The sequence below is a fragment of the Ligilactobacillus araffinosus DSM 20653 genome (genome assembly GCF_001435375.1).
GTDB lineage: Bacteria > Bacillota > Bacilli > Lactobacillales > Lactobacillaceae > Ligilactobacillus > Ligilactobacillus araffinosus.
Genome location: NZ_AYYZ01000010.1, coordinates 1 through 3,158, shown reverse-complemented (window position 1 = coordinate 3,158; position 3,158 = coordinate 1). Strand labels below are relative to the sequence as shown.

2 rRNA genes are annotated in these 3,158 nt (G+C 50.1%); both read right to left on the bottom strand.

The window, feature by feature from the left end:
• Window positions 1–2: 2 nt before the first annotated feature.
• Window positions 3–119 (bottom strand): 5S ribosomal RNA (gene rrf, locus FC64_RS01825).
• A 79-nt stretch (window positions 120–198) separates the two neighbouring features.
• Window positions 199–3,108: ribosomal RNA gene (locus FC64_RS01820) — 23S ribosomal RNA — on the bottom strand.
• Between the last annotated feature and the right edge of the window lie 50 nt (window positions 3,109–3,158).

Genomic DNA, 3,158 nt, shown 5'->3' with positions numbered 1-3,158 from the left:
AAGCACGGCAACTTCCTACCCTCGCAGGAGGCGTTCCTCCAACTACTATCGGCGTTTTGAAGCTTAACTTCTGTGTTCGGAATGGAAACAGGTGTATCCTTCAAGCCATCATCACCGCACTTATTTTTTTCAAGAGAACCTTGTTCCCTCAAAACTAGATAATATTTCCTTTACCTTGAACTCCACGTCCCTTAACCTTTGGTTAAGTCCTCGACCGATTAGTAATGGTCCGCTCCATGCATCACTGCACTTCCACTTCCATCCTATCTACCTGATCATCTCTCAGGGGTCTTACTTCCTTACGGAATGGGAAATCCGATCTTGAGGTGAGTTTCGCACTTAGATGCTTTCAGCGTTTATCTCATCCATACATAGCTACCCAGCGCTGCCCCTGGCGGAACAACTGGTACACCAGCGGTATGTCCATCCCGGTCCTCTCGTACTAAGGACAGATCCTCTCAAATTTCCTACGCCCGCGACGGATAGGGACCGAACTGTCTCACGACGTTCTGAACCCAGCTCGCGTACCGCTTTAATGGGCGAACAGCCCAACCCTTGGGACCGACTACAGCCCCAGGATGCGATGAGCCGACATCGAGGTGCCAAACCTCCCCGTCGATGTGGACTCTTGGGGGAGATAAGCCTGTTATCCCCAGGGTAGCTTTTATCCGTTGAGCGACGGCCCTTCCATTCGGAACCGCCGGATCACTAAGCCCGACTTTCGTCCCTGCTCGACTTGTAGGTCTCGCAGTCAAGCTCCCTTCTGCCTTTACACTCTGCGAATGATTTCCAACCATTCTGAGGGAACCTTTGGGCGCCTCCGTTACCTTTTAGGAGGCGACCGCCCCAGTCAAACTGCCCACCTGACACTGTCTCCCGCCGTGTTTGCCGGCGCAGGTTAGAGTGTTCATACAACGAGGGTAGTATCCCACCAACGCCTCCAGCGAAACTAGCGTTCCGCCTTCAATGGCTCCTACCTATCCTGTACAAGTTGTACAAACACCCAATATCAAGCTACAGTAAAGCTCCATGGGGTCTTTCCGTCCTGTCGCGGGTAACCCGCATCTTCACGGGTATTATAATTTCACCGAGTCTCTCGTTGAGACAGTGCCCAGATCGTTACGCCTTTCGTGCGGGTCGGAACTTACCCGACAAGGAATTTCGCTACCTTAGGACCGTTATAGTTACGGCCGCCGTTTACTGGGGCTTCAATTCTGAGCTTCGCCGAAGCTAACTCATCCTCTTAACCTTCCAGCACCGGGCAGGCGTCAGCCCCTATACTTCATCTTACGATTTTGCAGAAACCTGTGTTTTTGATAAACAGTCGCCTGGGCCTTTTCACTGCGGCTGACCCGGAGGTCAGCACCCCTTCTCCCGAAGTTACGGGGTCATTTTGCCGAGTTCCTTAACGAGAGTTCTCTCGCTCACCTTAGGATTCTCTCCTCGACTACCTGTGTCGGTTTGCGGTACGGGTATCAAGATCCTCACTAGAAGCTTTTCTTGGCAGTGTGACATCGATCTCTTCACTACTTTAATTTCGTTCCCCATCACAACTTGTTGTGATGCAACTAAGCATTTGACTCAGTTACCAACTTATTGCTTGGACGCACATTTCCAGCCGTGCGCTTCTCTAGCCTCCTGCGTCCCTCCATCGTTCAAACAGATCTTAATAGTACAGGAATCTCAACCTGTTATCCATCGCTTACGCCTCTCGGCCTCAGCTTAGGTCCCGACTAACCCTGGGTGGACGAGCCTTCCCCAGGAAACCTTAGTCATTCGGTGGATTAGATTCTCACTAATCTTTCGCTACTCATACCGGCATTCTCACTTCTAAGCGCTCCACCAGTCCTTACGATCTAGCTTCATTGCCCTTAGAACGCTCTCCTACCATGCACTACGTGCATCCACAATTTCGGTAATGTGTTTAGCCCCGTTACATTTTCGGCGCAGGATCACTCGACTAGTGAGCTATTACGCACTCTTTGAATGGTGGCTGCTTCTGAGCCAACATCCTAGTTGTCTATGCAATCCCACATCCTTTTCCACTTAACACATATTTAGGGACCTTAATTGGTGGTCTGGGCTGTTTCCCTTTCGACTACGGATCTTATCACTCGCAGTCTGACTCCCGGATATAGATCTGTGGCATTCGGAGTTTATCTGAATTCAGTAACTCTTGATGAGCCCCTAGTCCAAACAGTGCTCTACCTCCACGATCCTTTACTCCGAGGCTAGCCCTAAAGCTATTTCGGAGAGAACCAGCTATCTCCAAGTTCGTTTGGAATTTCACCGCTACCCACACCTCATCCTAGCATTTTTCAACATACACAGGTTCGGTCCTCCAGTGCGTTTTACCGCACCTTCAACCTGGACATGGGTAGGTCACCTGGTTTCGGGTCTACACCTACATACTGAAACGCCCGTTTCAGACTCGCTTTCGCTGCGGCTCCGGACTTTCCTCCTTAACCTCGCATGCAAGCGTAACTCGCCGGTTCATTCTACAAAAGGCACGCCATCACTCATTAACGAGCTCTGACTACTTGTAGGCACATGGTTTCAGGAACTATTTCACTCCCCTCCCGGGGTGCTTTTCACCTTTCCCTCACGGTACTGGTTCACTATCGGTCACTAGGTAGTATTTAGCCTTGGGAGATGGTCCTCCCGGATTCCGACGGAGTTTCACGTGTTCCGCCGTACTCAGGATCCTGGACTGAGGAAACAACGTTTCGCTTACAGGACGATTGCCTTCTCTGGTCGATCTTCCCAGATCGTTCAGCTACGTTATCTCTTGGTAACTCAAATGTCCAGTCCTACAACCCCAAAAAGCAAGCTTCTTGGTTTGGGCTGTTCCCACTTCGCTCGCCGCTACTATGGGAATCGAATTTCTTTCTCTTCCTGCGGGTACTTAGATGTTTCAGTTTCCCGCGTCTTCCTTCAACTAAGCTATGAATTCACTTAGCGATAAAACCTCACGGTTTTGGGTTTCCCCATTCGGAAATCTCCGGGTCATTGCTTACTTACAGCTTACCGAAGCTTATCGCAGTTAGTCACGTCCTTCATCGGCTCCTAGTGCCAAGGCATCCACCATGCGCCCTTAATAACTTAACCTCAACTATCTTATGATAGTGGTCTATGAGTTTAGCGATTAAGAACTTTTT